Origin of the sequence: Pelagerythrobacter marinus (assembly GCF_009827515.1) — a bacterium.
Classification (GTDB): domain Bacteria; phylum Pseudomonadota; class Alphaproteobacteria; order Sphingomonadales; family Sphingomonadaceae; genus Pelagerythrobacter; species Pelagerythrobacter marinus.
In genome coordinates this window covers 134,917-150,615 of sequence record NZ_WTYO01000006.1, presented here as the reverse complement: position 1 = coordinate 150,615, position 15,699 = coordinate 134,917, and the positions used below count along the sequence as shown (strand labels likewise).

Genomic DNA, 15,699 nt, shown 5'->3' with positions numbered 1-15,699 from the left:
AACGGACGCTGGTTCCAACGGACGGGGCAAGCGCGAGCCCTGGCCCTGTCCGCGCCTCGCACCCCTCGAAGGGCCGAGCGGGAGGTTGAAGGCAACCCCTCCCGCCACTCGCAAGGATGTTGCCAAGGCAACCCTGTGACGCCCAGGTGGCAATCCTGTGATGCCCAGGCGGCACCGGCCGGTTCCGTCCGCTTGCCTTTCCTCCCGGCGTAACCGTCCGCACTCGCCAGCGGATGACCGGGCGTGGGCCGGTTCCGCGCCCCGCCATGCAACCCACGCCGAGTTCCTGCGAAAGCAGGAACCCAGACACAGCCGCAACGCCCGCCGTCCTGGGCTCCTGCTTCCGCAGGAGCTCGCGTTGCGGAGAGCGATCCTTCGCCGCCCCCCGTCATGCTGAACGTGTTTCAGCATCCATCGCGCCGCCCGGCACCGTCGGTGCGGGAGGAGGAATGGACCCCGAACCACGTTCAGGGCGACGGTCTGTCGAGCGTTCGGACCTGCCCCGACAGCTCAGCCGGGCTGGGCGAAGTGGCTGGGCAGCAGCGCGTTGACGATGCCGCCGTCGACCGTCAGCGTTTCGCCGATCGTGTAGTCGCCCGCGCGGCTGGCGAGGTAGACCGCGGTGCCGCCCATGTCGAACTTGTCGCCCACGCGCCGGCTGGGAATGCCGGCGGCCGATTCCTCCTCGTGGTCGCGCGCGGCGCGGTTCATGTTCGAGGGGAAGGCCCCGGGCGCGAGACTGGTGACATAGACGTGATCCCGCACCAGCCGCGCGGCCATGCGCCGGGTCAGGTGGATCAGCGCCGCCTTCGATGCCTGGTAGGGATAGGTTTCCCACGGGTTCACCCGCTGCCCGTCGATCGAGGTGATGTTGATCACCTTCGCCGGGCGCTCCGCGCTGGCCGCCGCGGTCAGCAGGCCGTGCAGCTTCTGGGTCAGGAAGAACGGCGTCTTGACGTTGAGGTCCATCACCTTGTCCCACCCGCTTTCGGGGAATTCGGTGTAGTCCGCGCCCCAGGCCGCGCCGGCATTGTTGACGAGGATGTCGAGCCTGCTCTCGCGGCCCGCGATCTCGGCCACCAGTTCCTCGATCCCTTCCATCGTCGAGATGTCGCCCTGGATCGGCACGACTTTCTCGCCCATCTGCTCCGCCGCTTCGTGCAGCTCGCCGCCCTTGCGCGCGGTGATGTACACCTTGTCGATCCCGGCGGCGAGGAAGCCTTCGACGATCATCCGGCCGATTCCGCGGCTGCCGCCGGTCACCAGCGCGATACGCCCCTTGAGGCTGAACAGGTCTTCGAGGGTCATGAATGTCTCTCCTGGTTGCCGCTCCCGCGTGCGGGCGGGGAGCGAGGCCGGGCAGCCTGCCTGCCCGGTCGCGGCGGGGCGGGCCGGCCGGCCCTGCCCCCGCCCCTCCCGCAATCGGGAGGGGATGGTATCAGTAGCCCGACAGCTCCGCCACGCGGCCCGCGTGATAGTGCACGTCGCCGAGGAACTCGGCCAGCGCGCGGTCGCGCTTCATGTAGAGGCCGATGTCGTATTCGTCGGTCATGCCGATGCCGCCGTGCATCTGCACCCCTTCCTTCACCGCAAGGCCGGCGGCCTTGCCCACCTTGGCCTTGGCGACCGAGGCCATCAGCGAGGCGTTCTGCGCCCCGGCATCGAGCAGCTGCTGGGCCTTGATCGTCACGGCGCGGGCAATCTCGACCTCGGAATAGAGGTGCGCGGCGCGGTGCTGCAGCGCCTGGAACTCGCCGATCAGCTTGCCGAACTGCTTGCGCTGCTTGAGGTAATCGACCGTCATGTCCATCGCGCCGCGGGCCACGCCGACCCCCTCGGCAGCGGCGCCCACGCGCCCGGCGTCGAGCATCCGGTTGAGCACTTCGCGCCCGCCGTCGACTTCGCCGATCACGGCATCGCCGTCGAGCTCCACCCCGTCGAGCGTCAGGTGGCTCGCCATCGCGCTGTCCACCAGCCGCACCGAATCGTGGTTCAGCCCGGCCGCGTCCTTCGGCACCGCGAACAGCGTCACGCCGTCGGCATCGTCGTCGGCGCCCGAAGTGCGCGCGGCGACGACGATCATGTCCGCGCTCGCGCCCTGGACGACGAAGTCCTTGCGGCCCGAGAGGCGGAAGCCGTTGCCCGATTTCTCGGCCCGGGTCGCGATCCGTTCGGGCCGGTGCTTCGCGCCTTCGTCGATCGCGACGGCGAACACGCTCTCGCCCGCGATCAGCCCGGGCAGGTAGCGGCCGCGCAGTTCGTCGCCCGCCTGGCCCAGCGCGGTCGCGGCGACGACCGAGCTGGTCAGGAACGGCGACGGCGTGAGGTTGCGGCCGATCTCCTCCAGCACGATGCCCGCCTCGACATGGCCCATGCCCAGCCCGCCGTCGGCCTCGGGCACGAGGATGCCGGTGAAACCCATTTCGGCCATCTGCTTCCACAGCGCGTGGCCGAAGCCGTCCTTGCATTCGCGGTCGCGCCAGTGGCGCAGCTGCTTCGCGATCGCGCCTTCCTCCGCCATGAACTGGCGGGCGGTATCGGCGAGCATCGTCTGGTCGTCATCGTGATAGAGCGGCATTTCTTTCTCCCTGGCTCCCTCCCGCGCGCGGAAGCGGAGCGCGGCCTGCCCCTTGCGGCAAGCCCTGATCGCAACGGGGCAGGCACGTCGGCCGAGGCCCGCCCCCGGCCCCTCCCGCAAGCGGGAGGGGAAATCGGTTCAAGCCCCCGGCAGCTCCAGAATACGCTTGGCGATGACGTTGAGCATGACCTCGCTCGTCCCGCCCTCGATCGAATTGGCCTTGGTCCGCAGCCACGACCGCGCCGCGGCGCCGCCACGCGATTCCTCGCTGTCCCATTCGAGCGCGGCCGACCCGCCGGCCGCCATCAGCAGCTCGTGCCGGCGTTTGTTCAGCTCGGTCCCGGCGTATTTCATCATGTTCGGCTGCGCCGGGTGCGCCTTGCCGACCTTGATCTCGTCGAGGAACTTCTCCCCCATCGCGGAAAAGGCCAGGGCGTCGACGTCGAACATCGCCAGCTCTGCGCGCAGGACCGGGTCCAGCTCGCCCGCCTGGCGCTTCAGCATCGCGCCGATGCCCGCGCCGCGTTCGGAGTTGTCGGCGCCCGAAATCATCTCGCGCTCGTGCCCCAGCAGGTACTTGGCCACGTCCCAGCCGCGGTTGATCTCGCCCACGTACTGGTCTTTCGGCACCTTCACGTCGTCGAAGAACGTTTCGCAGAAGGGGCTGTTGCCGCTGATCAGCAGGATCGGCTTGGTCGAGACGCCGGGCGACTCCATGTCGAACAGCATGAACGTGATGCCCTGGTACTTGTTCGTCTTGTCGGTGCGGACGAGGCAGAAGATCCAGTCCGCCTTGTCGGCATAGCTGGTCCAGATCTTCTGGCCGTTGACGACCCAGTGATCGCCCTTGTCCTCGCCAAACGTCTGCAGGCTGACGAGGTCGGAGCCCGAGCCCGGCTCCGAATAGCCCTGGCACCAGCGGATCTCGCCGCGGGCGATCTCGTTCAGGTACTTGCGCTTCTGTTCCTCGGTGCCGAACTTCAGCAACGCCGGGCCGAGCATCCAGATGCCGAAGCTCGACAGCGGCGGGCGGGCGTTGATGCGCGCCATTTCCTCGCGCAGGACCTTGGCCTCGGCCGGGGAGAGCCCCGCCCCGCCATATTCGCGCGGCCAGGCCGGGACGGTATAGCCCTTGTCGCGGCAGGCCTCGAACCAGGCCTTCTGCGCCTCGCTCTTGAACGTGGCCTTGCGGCCGCCCCAGTACACGTCGTCCTCGCCCTGCACGGGCTCGCGCATCTCGGGCGGGCAATTGGCTTCGAGCCAGGCGCGCGTCTCGGCGCGAAAGGTGTCCAGATCCGACATTTCAGGCATGCTCCTCTCGGGAAAACGGGGACGGTCGAATGCCGCCAGCTTTACGTGCAGGTTAAGGTGATTCGGCCCCGGACCGCAAGCGCGATCGTGCCGTTCCGCCATGCCGTAACGTCATCACAAGCGCGTTGACGCAAGTTTACCTTCCCGTAAGCTCAGGGGCCGAAATCGGGAGGAGAGGCCTGCATGATCGATCGAGCCCTGACGGGCCCCGCGACGCCCCGTGCGGCCCGCATCCCTGCGCCAATCGCGGCCCCGATCCCGGCCCAACCCACGGCCCGGTTCTCGGGCACGCGACGGGCGGCGTCGCGGGCATGAGCGCGCCGGCAAGGAGCGGCCCGCTGCCGATGCGGATCAAGCTGGCGAACGGCGTCGGCTCGATCGCCTTCGGGGTGAAGGACAACGGTTTTTCCGTCTTCCTGCTGACGTTCTACAACCTCGTCCTGGGGATGGAGGCCTGGCTGGTCAGCCTCGCGCTGGTCCTGGCGCTGATCGTCGATGCCTTCGTCGATCCGCTGCTGGGCAACCTGTCGGACCGCACTTATTCGCGCTGGGGCCGGCGCCTGCCCTGGCTCTACCTCGCCCCGCTGCCCCTGGGCATCGCCTGGTACGTGCTGTGGTCGCCGCCGGTCGACGGGCCGCCCAGCTTCGCCCTCCTGCTGGGCATGGCGATCGTGATCCGCCTGCTGCTGTCCGCCTGCGAAGTCCCCTCGGCCGCGCTCGTGCCCGAGCTGACGCGCGATTACGACGAACGCACGACGCTGTTCCGCTATCGCTACCTGTTCGGCTGGACCGGCGGGCTCGCCCTGCTGTTCCTGACCTACAGCGTGTTCCTGAGCGAGAGCCTGCTCGACCGCGACGGCTATCGCACTTACGGCCTCGTCGGGGCGGTCGTGATCGTCGTCACCACCCTGCTTTCCGCGCTGGGCCAGCACAAGTTCGTCGCCCGCTATCCCGACGCGCGGCCGCCGCGCTTCCATCTGCGGACCGCCTTCGCCGAGATCGCCGAATCGTTCTCCGAGCGCGCCTTCCTGATCTTCGCGCTGGGGGCCGTCGCCGCCTACATCACCCAGGGGATGACGTTCGCGCTGTCCAATTACCTGTTCTATTTCGTGTGGGAGTTCACCGAGAGCGCGCTGGCGACCTATCCTTTCGTGCTTCTCGCCAGCGTCATCGTCGTGTTCCTGTCGCTGGGCGCGCTCCATCGCCGGTTCGGCAAGATTCGCGTGGCTTCGGGCGCGACGATCCTGGGCGCGGCGTTCTGGTTGATCCCCTACGGCCTGCGGCTGGCCGGGATGTGGCCCGAGGTCGGCGGCACCGCGTCCACCGCGATGCTGTTCGCGTTCGTTCTGGTCAGCAACTGTTTCACGGTGATGGTGCTGGTTTCGGCATCGTCGATGGTCGCCGAAATCGTCGAAGCGTTCGAAGAACGCACCGGCCGCCGGGCGGAAGGGGCGTTCTATTCGGGCAACTGGTTCGTGCAGAAATGCGCGACGGGCCTGGGCATTCTCAGCGCCGGGATCATCGTCTCGCTCTCCGGCCTGCCGACCGACGCCACCCCCGGCAGCGTGGCCGAGCCGGTGATCGACGCGGTGATCGTGCAATATTGCGTGATGATCGCCCTGCTCGGCGCCTTCTCCGCCTGGTGGCTGGCCCGTTTCCCGATCGACCGCGCCGATCACGAGGCGCGGCTGGCCGCGCTCGACGCCGCGGCGCGCGCCGATCCCGAGGCCGGAGGCGCTGCACCATGATCCGGTCACCCGCGATTGCAGCTTGGCGCGGGCACGCGCCTCTGCCAGTTTCACACCGCAACGAAACGAGATCCTAGAGAGGAACGGCTAGCAAGATGGACTTCGAACCCACCGAGAGGCAGCAGTACTGGCGCGACCGCGTGCGCGACTTCATCGAGACGAACGTGCGCCCCAATGCCGAGACTTACGCCCGCCAGGATGCCGAAGGCGATCGCTGGAAAGTGATCCCGATCGTCGAGGACATGAAGGCCAAGGCCAAGGCGCAGGGCATCTGGAACCTGTTCATGCCCCCGCAGGGCCAGCTGAGCCACGTGGACGACACGTTCGAGTTCGACGGCCCGGGCCTGACCAACCTCGAATATGCGCTCTGCGCCGAGGAAATGGGCCGGATCGGCTGGGCCAGCGAAGTGTTCAACTGCTCCGCCCCCGATACCGGCAACATGGAAGTGTTCCACCGCTACGGCACGCGGGCGCAGAAGGACCAGTGGCTCAAGCCGCTGATGGAGGGGGAAATCCGCTCCGCCTTCCTGATGACCGAGCCCGGCGTTGCCAGTTCCGACGCGACCAATATCGAAACCCGGATCGAACGCGACGGCGATCACTACGTGATCAACGGGCGCAAGTGGTGGTCCTCGGGCGCAGGCGACCCGCGCTGCAAGGTCGCGATCGTCATGGGCAAGACCGATTTCAACGCCCAGCGCCACGCGCAGCAATCGATGATCGTCATGCCGCTCGATGCAGAGGGCGTCACGATCGAGCGCCACCTGCCGGTGTTCGGTTACGACGATGCGCCCCACGGCCACATGGAAATCGCGCTGGAAAACGTGCGCGTGCCGGCGGAAAACCTGCTGCTGGGCGAAGGGCGCGGGTTCGAGATCGCGCAGGGCCGCCTCGGCCCGGGCCGCATCCACCACTGCATGCGCACGATCGGGGTCGCGGAAGAGGCGCTGGCCCGGATGTGCGAGCGGCTGCAGGCGCGCGAGGCGTTCGGCAAGGCGATCTACAAGCACTCGGTCTGGGAAGAGCGGGTCGCCCGCGCGCGGATCGACATCGAGATGACGCGCCTGCTGTGCCTGAAGGCGGCGGACATGATGGACAAGGTCGGCAACAAGACCGCCAAGCAGGAAATCGCCATGATCAAGGTCCAGGCGCCGAACATGGCGCTGAAGATCATCGACGACGCGATCCAGGCCCACGGCGGCGGCGGGGTGTCGAACGACTTCGGCCTCGCCAAGGCCTATGCCCACCAGCGCACGCTGCGCCTGGCGGACGGGCCGGACGAAGTCCACGCGCGGTCGATCGCGCGGATGGAGTTCGCCAAGCACTCCCCCCAGCCGGCCAGCGACGCGGTCAGCTCGGGCGACATGGGGGCCACGCGCTGATGGCGAAGGCGGCAATCCTCGAAAAGCCCGGCGAAGGGCTGGTGATCGGCGAGATCGCGGTGGCCGACCCGCTGCCGCACGAGGTGCTGATCGACACGCGGGCCTGCGGCCTGTGCCATTCGGACCTGCACTTCATCGACGGCGCCTATCCCCACGCCCTGCCGCTCGTGCCCGGGCACGAGGCGGCCGGCGTGGTGCGCGCGGTCGGCAGCGAGGTGAAGACGGTGAAGCCGGGCGATCACGTGGTCACCTGCCTCAGCGCCTTCTGCGGCCACTGCGAATTCTGCGTGACCGGGCGCATGGCGCTGTGCCTGGGCGGCGATACCCGGCGCGGGAAAGGGCAGGCCCCGCGCCTGACCCGCGACGGGGGGGAGCCGGTGATGCAGTTGCTGAACCTGTCCGCCTTCGCCGAACAGATGCTGATCCACGAACACGCCTGCGTCGCGATCGACAAGGACATGCCGCTCGATCGCGCCGCGGTGATCGGCTGCGCGGTCACGACCGGCGCGGGCGCGGTGTTCAACGCCTGCAAGCTGGTGCCGGGCGAAACGGTCGCGGTGATCGGCTGCGGCGGCGTGGGCCTGGCGACGATCAACGCCGCCCGGATCGCCGGGGCGGGGAAAGTGATCGCGGTCGATCCCCTGCCCGAAAAGCGCGCGCTGGCCGAAACGCTGGGCGCGACGCACACGGTCGATGCCCTGGCCGACGACGCGGCCGAACAGGTCGTGCGCATTGCGGGCGACGGCGTCGATCACGCGATCGAGGCGGTCGGGCGCCAGGCGAGCGCCGATCTCGCGGTCAAGGTCCTGCGGCGCGGCGGGACGGCGACGATCCTCGGCATGATGCCGCTCGACTGCAAGGTCGGCCTCGGCGCGATGGACCTGCTCTCGGGCAAGAAGCTGCAAGGCGCGATCATGGGGATGAACCACTTCCCGGTGGACCTGCCGCGGCTGGTCGATTTCTACATGCGCGGGCTGCTGGATCTCGACACGATCATTGCCGAGCGCATCCCGCTGGAGGAGATCAACGCCGGGTTCGACAAGATGCGCGCCGGGCACAGCGCCCGCAGCGTGATCGTGTTCGACTAGCGGCGAACGCCAAGGCGGCGAAAAGACCCGGCGGGGCGGCGGCAGGTTCCGCCGCCCCGCCCCAAGGGACGAGGTGAAATGGCCGAAATCGACTACGAGAAGGAAATGGTGGGCACGATCGCCGTGCCCGAGCGCGACCGGCTGGACGAGGCCGCGCTGACCGCGTGGATGGAGGCGAACGTCGCCGGCTTCGCCGGGCCGGTCTCGCTGTCCAAGTTCAAGGGCGGCCAGTCGAACCCGACCTACCGCGTGGACACGCCGAAGCAGTCCTACGTCCTGCGGCGCCAGCCGTTCGGCAAGCTCCTGCCCAGCGCGCACGCGGTGGACCGCGAATACAAGGCCATGTCCTCGCTGGGGCCCACCGGCTTCCCCGTGCCGCGGACTTACGGCCTGTGCGAAGACCCGGAGGTGATCGGGTCGAAGTTCTTCGTGATGGATCTCGCCGATGGCCGTTCCTTGTGGAACGGGGCGCTGCCCGGCTGCACGCCGGACCAGCGGCGCGAGATCTACCACGCGATGATCGACACGATCGCCGATCTCCACCTGAAGGACCCGCAGGCCATCGGCATGGGCGATTTCGGCAAGCCGGCCGATTACTGCGCGCGCCAGATCGCCCGCTGGACCAAGCAGTATCGCCTTTCGGAAACCGAGCCGCTGCCCAAGATGGACCGGCTGATCGAATGGCTGCCGCAGACCGTCCCGCCGCAGCATGAATCGAGCGTGGTCCACGGCGACTACCGGCTCGACAACATGATCTTCCACAAGACCGAAAACCGCGTGATCGCCGTGCTCGACTGGGAGCTTTCGACGCTGGGCGACCCGGTGGCCGACTTCGCCTACCTCATGCTCAACTGGTACAGCCCGGCCGACGGGCGGGCGGGCCTGGGCGGGCTCGACCTCGCGGCGCTGGGCATTCCCACGGTCGATCAGGCGGTCGATCGCTATGTCGCGCGCACCGGCTACCCGGTTCCGCCGATGGACTGGTACTTCGCCTACAACCTGTTCCGGCTGGCGGGGATCATGCAGGGGATCAAGAAACGCGTGATCGACGGCACGGCCTCCTCCGCCCATGCCAAGACGATGTCCGAACGCGTCGGGCCGCTGGTCGATCGCGCCTATCAATTCGCGCAAGCAGCGGGCCTGGATTAGCTTTCTTGCCGCGCGGACGCGGGGCCGCTAGCAGCCGGGGCCAACTGCAACCGACCGGAGCGCCGCCATGTCCGCCGAACTCGAATCCGCCATCGAAGCCGCCTGGGAAAACCGCGCCGAGGTCGGCCCCGGCTCGACCGCCATCCGCGACCAGGTCGAAGCCGCGATCGAGCTGATCGACAGCGGCAAGGCCCGCGTGGCGGAGCCTGACGGGGAAGGCGGCTGGAAGGTCAACCAGTGGCTGAAGAAGGCCGTCCTCCTCAGCTTCCGCCTGCGCGACAACGCGGTGATCGAAGGCGCGGTGGGCGCGCCCGCCTACGACAAGGTGCCGAGCAAGTTCGATGGCTGGGACGAAGGCCGCTTCGCCGCCGGCGGCTTCCGCGTCGTGCCCGGCGCGATCGTGCGCCGCGGCAGCCATATCGGCAAGGGCGTGGTGCTGATGCCCAGCTTCGTCAACATCGGGGCCTATGTCGGCGACGGCACGATGGTCGATACCTGGGCATCGGTCGGCAGCTGCGCGCAAGTGGGCAGCAATTGCCACATTTCCGCCGGCGCCGGAATCGGCGGCGTGCTCGAGCCGCTGCAGGCGAACCCGACCATCATCGGCGACAACTGCTTCATCGGCGCGCGCTCCGAAATCGTCGAAGGGGTCATCGTCGGCGAAGGCAGCGTGGTCGCGATGGGCGTGTTCATCACCCAGTCGACCAAGATCGTGGACCGCGCGACCGGCCGGATCACCCGCGGCGCGATCCCGCCCTACTCGGTCGTCGTGCCCGGCACCCTGCCCGATCCCGACGGCGGCCCGTCGCTGGCCTGCGCGGTGATCGTGAAGACCGTCGACGCGCAGACCCGCGCGAAGACCGGGATCAACGACCTGCTGCGCGACTGACGCCCCGGCGCGGGGCACGCTCCCGCGCACGGAACAGGAACATTCGCCCTTCCCGTGCGTAGTTGGCCCATCTGGGTCGCGTTTACGGGAGCAAGAACGATGGAACGACGGGGCGACGAAGTTCACATGAACGAAACCGAGGCGAGCGGCGGCTCGAAGGAAGGCGTCGTGCGCTGGGTCCTGATCGTCGGCACTTTCCTCGCGATTGCGGCGCTCACCGTGATCTGGGTCACCGGCGCCCTGACCCAGGGCGACGTCGAGAGCGAGGGCAATGTCAGCGGCCGGATCGAGGCCCAGGAACGCGACACCGGTACCGACAGCATCGTCGACGATCGCTTCGATGATATCGAGGGCGCGGTAGAGGGCAACGACAGCCCGGCGGACGACCCGGGCCGCGTCGGCACCTGATCCGCGCCGGGGGCCGCCCCCCGACCCGATTACAGGAGGAACTGGCCATGCCCGCCCGATCGAAAGCCCAGCAGAAGGCGGCCGGTGCCGCGCTTTCCGCCAAGCGCGGGGAGACGAAAGTGTCCGACCTGCAGGGCGCGTCGAAACAGATGTACGATTCGATGAGCGAGAGCGAACTGGAAGAGCTCGCGGAAACCGATCGCGAGGGCCTGCCCGACAGGAAGTCCGACTGACCCTCGCGCTGCCGCCCTCGCCCGGCGGTTACGATGCCGGGGTTTCGATCGGGTCCATGTCCGCCTGGGCCGCGGCGACCGCTTCGGCCTGCCGCATCGCGCGCAGGACATTGCCCATCGCGATCTTTTCCAGGTCCGCCTGGCTATAGCCGCGGCGCGCCAGTTCGACGAACAGCGCCGGGTATCCCGAAACGTCCTCCATCCCCTGCGGGCCGGTGGGCATCCCGTCGTAATCGCCGCCGATGCCGATATGGTCGATCCCCGCCACCTGGCGGACGTGATCGATATGATCGGCCATGTCGGCGATCGTCGCGGTCGGCGCGGGGTTCGCCGCGTCCCATGCCTCGAGCGCGGCGGCGGCGCTGTCCGGCTGCCCCTGCCAGAGCGATTCCAGCCGCGCCCGCTCCGCCTGCCGGCGGGCGTTCCACTGCCGCATGTCCTCGCTCAGGTAACCCGGCAGGCCGACGACCATGACCACGCCGCCGTTTTCCGGCAGGCGACGGAGGATCGAATCGGGCACGTTGCGCGCGTGGCCGTTGATCGCCCGCGCGCCCGAGTGGCTGAAGATCACCGGCGCGCTCGCGATATCGAGCACGTCGGCCATCGTCGCTTCGCTGACATGGCTGAGATCGACCAGCATGCCGAGCCGGTTCATCTCGCGCACGACCTGGCGGCCGAAATCGGTCAGCCCGCCGTGCTCGGGATCGTCGGTGGCGCTGTCCGCCCAGGGCGTGTTGCGCGAATGGGTGAGCGTCAGGTAGCGCGCGCCGATCGCGTACATCTGGCGCAGGACGGCCAGGCTGGAGCCGATCGAATGGCCGCCTTCCATCCCCATCAGCGAGGCGATCCGCCCTTCGCGCACCGCGCGCTCGACGTCGTCGGCGGTCAGCGCCAGCGCCAGGTCGTCGGGATAGCGATCGATCAGCCGGCGGGTGACGTCGATCTGCTCGATCGTCGCCTGGACGGCTTCCGGCTCCTCCATCGCGGGCGAGACGTAGACCGACCAGAACTGCGCCCCGACTTTGCCTTCGCGCAGGCGCGTGAGGTCGGTATGCATCGTGCGCCCGTCCTCGGCGCCGGTATCGGTCGTGTCGACGAAGTCGAAATCGGCGATCATGTTCTGCAGGCGCGCGCGCAGCTGGATCGGCACGTCGTTGTGCCCGTCGAACACGGGCGCGGCCTCCAGCGCGGCCTCGGCGACCTGTTCGGGCGTCTGCGCCAGCGCCGCGGGCGCGAGGGCCATCGCGGCGAAAGCCAGCGTGCCGGGGACCAGGGTATTCGGGCGCAGCGAAGACAACAGTTTCATTCCGATCCTTCCACTCTTTCGGCGAGCGCCATGGCGGCCGCCGGTGCGCGTTCCTTCGCGCCGTTGATCATGAAGGCGAAGACATCCCCGCCACCGCCGGCGCTGTCGCCCGGATCGCCTGCATATGGCAACCCCTCGGGTGCCGCGCCTTCCGACCAGGCGCGGCACATCGCGGCGATCCGTTCCAGCCCGGCCTCGTCGTACCCGGTCGCGATCTCGCTCCGCATCTGCTGGCATCGCAGGTAGGCGAAGTCCGCCGTGCGGTCGGCGATCCGGGCCCGCCCCTCGTCTTCCGACCAGACGATCGCGACCCCGGCGTCGCGCGCGAGATCGACGAAGGCCGGTCACGCGAAGCTCTCGTGCCCTGCCTCGATCGCGTGGCGCAGCGGCAGCCCCCCGGTCTCGCGGGGCAGGAGGGCCAGGAAGGCGGCGATCTCGTCGCGGTCGAACCGCTTGGTCTTCGCCAGTTGCCACAGCACGGGGCCCAGGCGGTCGCCCAGTTCGGCGATGCCCTGGGCGACGAACGTGTCGACCGATTCCCCGGCCTGCGACAAGTCCTTGCGATTGGTGACGTAGCGCGATCCCTTGATCGCGAAGACGAAGCCGGGCGGGGTCTCCTCGCGCCAGCGGGCGAAGCTTTCCGGCTTCTGCAGGCGGTAGAACGTGCCGTTGATCTCGATCGCGCCCACCCGCCGCGCGGCATGGGAAAGCTCGTCCGCCTGGCGCAGCCCGTCGGGATAGAAGGCGCCCTTGCGCCAGTCGGGATATGTCCAGCCGCCGATGCCGGTCCGGATCGTCATAGGCCCTCGCCCGCTTCACGCCGGGGCGCCGCGTATGCCGCGACGGGGATCGGCCGGGCGCGATCGCCCCGGCCCCTCGCACGCGGGGGGCGCCCCCGCGCGGCAATCCGGCGGCGCGCGCGACGAAGGCGCCGCGCCGCCGGCAAACGCGATCAGCTGAGGTGCTTCGACACCGCGGCCGTCATCTTGAACATGGAGATCTGCGAATTGCCGATCACCGCGCCCAGCTTGGCGTCGGGATTGATCATCCGCTTGTCCTGCGAATCCTGCAGGTTGTTGGCCTTGATGTAGTCCCACACCTTGGAGGTGACCTGGGCGCGCGTCATCGGCCCCTTGCCGACCACGTTCTCAAGGTCCGATGAGAGATTCACCGGCTTCTGCAGTGCATTGTTCTTGCCAGCCATTTTAAGGTCCTTTCCTTCTTGGCTTGTTGCTGGTTACACGAAATCGTCTTCGTCCCAAGCCCCTTCCCCTGCATCCTCCGGCTGGCGCTTGTACTTCCCGGTCAGGACCGCCGCGGCGACGACGTGGTTTTCCATCGTCTTCACCAGGTCTTCCCGGCTCGCGCCGGGCATCAGGGTCAGCGGCAGGTCCAGCGCGAAAAGCTGGAACACGTATCTATGGGCCTCGTCCTCGGGCGGAGGCTCCGGCAGGAGCCATTCGGAGTTGCGGTGGGCATTCTTCCCCACCCGCGGCGGAACCTCGCCTTCCAGCAGCTTCCCCCGCTGGCCGGCCAGCCCCCACACCAGCCAGTGACAGGCCGGCTCCTCGCCGGCATCCGCATCTTCGACGACCAGCGCCAGCTCCTGCGTCCCGGGCGGGGGCGCGGACCATTCGAGGGGCGGCGCGACCGCGTCTTCCTCATCGGCCGTAAAGCAGGGGTCCAGCGCCTCGCCGTCGCCGAAGGCCGGGCTCGTCAGCGCGAAGCCGCCCCGGCCCAGCGTGCGTTCGTCGGCCAGGCGGGCCACCGTCAGCCGCCCGTCGCCCGGACCCGTGCCCTTGAGCGCTCCGGAAAGCCAGGACGGTACGGTATTCGGCACGTGGAACTCCTGTTGTTTCGAGCCGGGCAATCTAGGGCGATCGGCAGGCGCCCGCGAGGGCGCGGGGGCGCAAATCCCGGGTTTTCCACCGCTCTGACGGCCCGACAGGGCCGATTCACCCCGAAAACCGTGCCAATTTTCCCCCTCGGCCCGTCCCATCGCGCTTGCGCGCCCTGCCGGGGCGCGGCATTTTGCCGTCATCACGGCATCGCCCTGGCGCCGCGCCGGGGCCACGGGGGGACAGGAAAATGGGTCGAGGTCGCACCGCACTCAGCATCGTATTGGCGGGATCGCTCGTCGCCTGCGGCGGCGGGGGGAGCAATTCGGGCGGCGGGGGGCCGATCGGAGGCAACCCGACGCCGACGCCGACCCCCACGCCGCCGCCGAGCTCGTCGGAATGCTCGCTCCCGGCGCGGCAGGATTTCGTCCGCGCCGTGCTGGACGAATGGTACCTGTTCCCCGACCTGCTGGACACTTCGGTCAACCAGGGCAATTACAACGACCTGCAATCCTATATCGACGCGCTGGTCGCGCCGGCGCGCGCGCAGTCGAAGGATCGCTTCTTCACTTACATCACCTCGATCGCGGAGGAAGAAGCCTACTACAACTCCGGCTCCAACGCCGGCTTCGGCATTCGGCTCGGCTACGACACCGGCAGCAACCGCGTCTTCGTGATCGAGGGGTTCGAGGATGGCCCCGGCCTGCCGCAAGGGCTCGATCGCGGGGTCGAACTGCTGGCCGTCGGGCCGACCGCGTCCTCGATGCAGGACATCGCCACCCTGATGGCCACCGGCGGGCCGCAGGCGGTGATCGAGGCGCTCGGCCCCTCGGACCCGGGCGTGCAGCGGGTCTTCCGCATTCGCGAACTCGGCGGGACGGAGCGCCAGGTCACGGTGACCAAGGCCGAGTATCCGCTCGACCCGGTTTCCGACCGCTACGGCGCGAAGATCATCGACGACGGCGGCAAGAAGGTCGGCTACGTCAACTTGCGGACCTTCATCGGCCCGGCCGAGACCGACTTGCGCGAAGCCTTCGACGATTTCCGCGCGCAGGGCGTGAACGAGGTGATCGTCGATTTCCGCTACAACGGCGGCGGGCTGGTCCGCATCGCGGAACTGATGGGCGACCTGATGGGACGGGCCTATGTCGGGCAGGTCTTCAGCCACACGACCCTGCGCCCGTCCAAGTCGGACAGGAACGAGACCGACCTGTTCGGCAGCCAATCCCAGGCCATCGCCCCGACCAAGATCGCCTTCATCGGCACGGGCGGCACGGCTTCCGCTAGCGAGTTGGTCACCAATGCTTTTATTCCCTACCTCGACACGAACATGGCTCTGGTCGGGACCAACACATACGGCAAGCCGGTGGGTCAGTACGGGTTCGATCATCCCGAGGAAGAATGCGACCTGCGGCTGCGTGCGGTAACCTTCAAGACCGAAAACGCCGATCGCCAGGGCGAGTACTACACTGGCCTCGCCAGCGTGGTGCCGGTCACCTGCCGCGCCTCCGACGACATCAGCACCCAACTTGGCGATCCGGCCGAATCGTCGATCGCCCAGGCGCTGGCCTTCCTGCGCGGCGGGGCGGGCGTGTGCAGCCCGATCAGCGGCCGGGACGCCACCGCCATGCGGCGCGACCCGACCAGCCGCGCGATCACTGCCCGGCGCGAGGTGTTGCAGCCCGCACGGCCGACCCCTGCTCAGCGCGAAACGCCCGGCCTGTTCTGACCGGCCGGCGAACGGCGGCGAATTGCCTGCACCTGCCGCG

Annotated in this window: 14 protein-coding genes and 1 pseudogene; 8 read left to right on the top strand and 7 right to left on the bottom strand. The window is 68.6% G+C overall.

The window, feature by feature from the left end:
• Positions 1 to 510: 510 nt before the first annotated feature.
• The 3 genes from GRI72_RS13060 to GRI72_RS13050 all read right to left on the bottom strand — a co-directional run bounded on the left by GRI72_RS13060 (position 511) and on the right by GRI72_RS13050 (position 3,880).
• Positions 511 to 1,308 (bottom strand): SDR family oxidoreductase, encoded by a 798-nt coding sequence (locus tag GRI72_RS13060; protein WP_160734371.1) that lies wholly within the window; start codon positions 1,306 to 1,308, stop codon positions 511 to 513.
• 130 nt (positions 1,309 to 1,438) lie between these two features.
• On the bottom strand, positions 1,439 to 2,578 hold the full coding sequence (locus GRI72_RS13055; protein WP_160734370.1) for an acyl-CoA dehydrogenase family protein: 1,140 nt from the start codon (positions 2,576 to 2,578) through the stop codon (positions 1,439 to 1,441).
• Positions 2,579 to 2,716: 138 nt separating this feature from the next.
• Positions 2,717 to 3,880, bottom strand: a complete 1,164-nt coding sequence (locus GRI72_RS13050) for an acyl-CoA dehydrogenase family protein (protein ID WP_160734369.1) — start codon at positions 3,878 to 3,880, stop codon at positions 2,717 to 2,719.
• 320 nt (positions 3,881 to 4,200) lie between these two features.
• Here GRI72_RS13050 and GRI72_RS13045 point away from each other — a divergent pair, with 320 nt between their 5' ends.
• From GRI72_RS13045 to GRI72_RS13020, 7 genes are all read left to right on the top strand, one after another.
• A complete protein-coding gene (locus GRI72_RS13045; RefSeq protein WP_160734368.1) occupies positions 4,201 to 5,637 on the top strand; it encodes an MFS transporter in 1,437 nt (478 codons plus the stop codon).
• A 95-nt stretch (positions 5,638 to 5,732) separates the two neighbouring features.
• The gene (locus GRI72_RS13040; protein WP_160734367.1) at positions 5,733 to 7,019 is read left to right on the top strand and encodes an acyl-CoA dehydrogenase family protein; all 1,287 of its coding nucleotides are present in this window, start codon (positions 5,733 to 5,735) and stop codon (positions 7,017 to 7,019) included.
• Positions 7,019 to 8,107 (top strand): Zn-dependent alcohol dehydrogenase, encoded by a 1,089-nt coding sequence (locus GRI72_RS13035; RefSeq protein ID WP_160734366.1) that lies wholly within the window; start codon positions 7,019 to 7,021, stop codon positions 8,105 to 8,107. Before GRI72_RS13040 ends, GRI72_RS13035 begins: the two co-directional genes overlap by 1 nt.
• Before the next feature lie 78 nt (positions 8,108 to 8,185).
• A complete protein-coding gene (locus GRI72_RS13030; RefSeq protein WP_160734365.1) occupies positions 8,186 to 9,256 on the top strand; it encodes a phosphotransferase family protein in 1,071 nt (356 codons plus the stop codon).
• 67 nt (positions 9,257 to 9,323) lie between these two features.
• Positions 9,324 to 10,145, top strand: coding sequence for a 2,3,4,5-tetrahydropyridine-2,6-dicarboxylate N-succinyltransferase (gene dapD, locus GRI72_RS13025; protein WP_160734364.1), 822 nt, complete (start codon positions 9,324 to 9,326; stop codon positions 10,143 to 10,145).
• A 99-nt stretch (positions 10,146 to 10,244) separates the two neighbouring features.
• A complete protein-coding gene (locus tag GRI72_RS14615) occupies positions 10,245 to 10,553 on the top strand; it encodes a hypothetical protein (protein ID WP_202389116.1) in 309 nt (102 codons plus the stop codon).
• 47 nt (positions 10,554 to 10,600) lie between these two features.
• Positions 10,601 to 10,786 (top strand): DUF3008 family protein, encoded by a 186-nt coding sequence (locus GRI72_RS13020; RefSeq protein ID WP_160734363.1) that lies wholly within the window; start codon positions 10,601 to 10,603, stop codon positions 10,784 to 10,786.
• Between the two features lie 28 nt (positions 10,787 to 10,814).
• On the opposite strand, the gene GRI72_RS13015 is transcribed toward GRI72_RS13020, so the two are convergent.
• The 4 genes and pseudogenes from GRI72_RS13015 to GRI72_RS13000 all read right to left on the bottom strand — a co-directional run bounded on the left by GRI72_RS13015 (position 10,815) and on the right by GRI72_RS13000 (position 13,932).
• Complete coding sequence (locus GRI72_RS13015; RefSeq protein ID WP_160734362.1) at positions 10,815 to 12,092, bottom strand: dipeptidase; 1,278 nt, start codon at positions 12,090 to 12,092, stop codon at positions 10,815 to 10,817.
• Positions 12,089 to 12,892, bottom strand: a pseudogene (locus GRI72_RS13010) (DUF72 domain-containing protein). The gene GRI72_RS13015 and the pseudogene GRI72_RS13010 overlap by 4 nt, the downstream one beginning before the upstream one ends.
• A gap of 152 nt (positions 12,893 to 13,044) precedes the next feature.
• Positions 13,045 to 13,296 carry an SWIB/MDM2 domain-containing protein gene (locus tag GRI72_RS13005; protein WP_160734361.1) on the bottom strand — a complete coding sequence of 84 codons (252 nt, stop codon included), beginning with the start codon at positions 13,294 to 13,296 and terminating at the stop codon, positions 13,045 to 13,047.
• A 33-nt stretch (positions 13,297 to 13,329) separates the two neighbouring features.
• Entirely contained in the window at positions 13,330 to 13,932 is a 603-nt protein-coding gene (locus GRI72_RS13000; RefSeq protein ID WP_337191195.1) for a YbhB/YbcL family Raf kinase inhibitor-like protein, read from the bottom strand.
• A 281-nt stretch (positions 13,933 to 14,213) separates the two neighbouring features.
• On the opposite strand from GRI72_RS13000, the gene GRI72_RS12995 reads away from it, so the two are divergent.
• Complete coding sequence (locus tag GRI72_RS12995; RefSeq protein WP_337191194.1) at positions 14,214 to 15,659, top strand: S41 family peptidase; 1,446 nt, start codon at positions 14,214 to 14,216, stop codon at positions 15,657 to 15,659.
• The last annotated feature ends 40 nt before the right edge of the window (positions 15,660 to 15,699 follow it).